This window comes from Mycobacterium innocens (genome assembly GCF_900566055.1).
Classification (GTDB): domain Bacteria; phylum Actinomycetota; class Actinomycetes; order Mycobacteriales; family Mycobacteriaceae; genus Mycobacterium; species Mycobacterium innocens.
Genome location: NZ_UPHQ01000012.1, coordinates 1 through 1,003, shown reverse-complemented (window position 1 = coordinate 1,003; position 1,003 = coordinate 1). Strand labels below are relative to the sequence as shown.

At 70.5% G+C, this 1,003-nt stretch carries 1 protein-coding gene and 2 pseudogenes; 1 reads left to right on the top strand and 2 read right to left on the bottom strand.

Going from position 1 to position 1,003, the window contains the following annotated elements:
- Positions 1-200, top strand: a pseudogene (locus tag EET03_RS01595) (IS607 family element RNA-guided endonuclease TnpB); the annotation flags it as partial.
- Positions 201-227: 27 nt separating this feature from the next.
- Here EET03_RS01595 and EET03_RS01590 read toward each other — a convergent pair.
- Together EET03_RS01590 and EET03_RS31020 are read right to left on the bottom strand one after the other, a co-directional pair.
- Positions 228-614, bottom strand: a complete 387-nt coding sequence (locus tag EET03_RS01590) for a hypothetical protein (RefSeq protein WP_075543893.1) — start codon at positions 612-614, stop codon at positions 228-230.
- A gap of 67 nt (positions 615-681) precedes the next feature.
- Positions 682-1,003: pseudogene (locus EET03_RS31020) on the bottom strand (DUF7159 family protein); the annotation flags it as partial.

Genomic DNA, 1,003 nt, shown 5'->3' with positions numbered 1-1,003 from the left:
CACACCAACGTGATGACAACGCCGCGATCAACCTCGCACGCTACGAGGACACCATTAGCGTCGTCGGCCCAGTTGGGGCCGCCGTCAAGCGTGGAGCCGACCGTAAGACCGGGCCTGGCCCGGCCGGTGGCTGTGAAGCGCGGAAGGGACGCAGCCGCAAGGCTGCCGAACAACCCCGAAATGGGGTGCGAGTCGCGTGACCACTAAAGATCACTCACTCGCAACGGTTACGTCGGTTCGTCCGCGGGATCGTCGAGGACGCTGACCGCGATCCCGTAGGGCAAGAAACGCACTTTGCGCTTGGGGTCGGTGTTGTCCTTGTTGGCCCGCAGGGCATCCAGTTCGGTCGCATACACCTGTTCGACGCGGGCACCGCCGTCGGCATCCACCGTGTATATGGCCCACACCCCGTCGCCGGCCTCGCCGGCGGTTTCCGGCGCCGGACGCCTGCGCCGCCCCAGATCCTCGAAGATCATCGACCACCCCGACCGGTGGCCCGGGCCGGTGAGGAACCTGTTGATCCGCTCGAACGCATCGCGCAGACCCTCGCTGCCTTCCCTGATCACCCGATCGAAGTCGTCGGGGTCGAATCCGAACGGACCGTTGCTGCCCACGCCATCTCCTCAAGATTCATCCAGTTACTGCCCAGTGTGCGGGCAGTCGAACCGATCCGCTACCCGCCTATGGCCCCGGCTCGGGTGGGGGCGGCGGCGGCGCCGGCGGGTAGATCGGAATCGGGATGGTGACGAACGGGACGTGCAGATACATCGTCGCGATCGGGCTGGGCGGGGGAGCCTCCGGCGCCGGTGCGGGTGCCGGCGGCGGCGCGGCTGGCGGCGTGGTCGCCGGCGCGGCCGGTGGCGGGGCCTGCTGCGCGGGAGCCTGCACCGGCGCCTGGCGGGTCGGCGCGCGACGGGGCGCCGGTGGCGGCGCCGCCGGCGCAGAGCTGGGAGCAGGCAACTGCACCTGCGGCGGTGTCTCCGGCCCCGCCTGGACCGGGGCC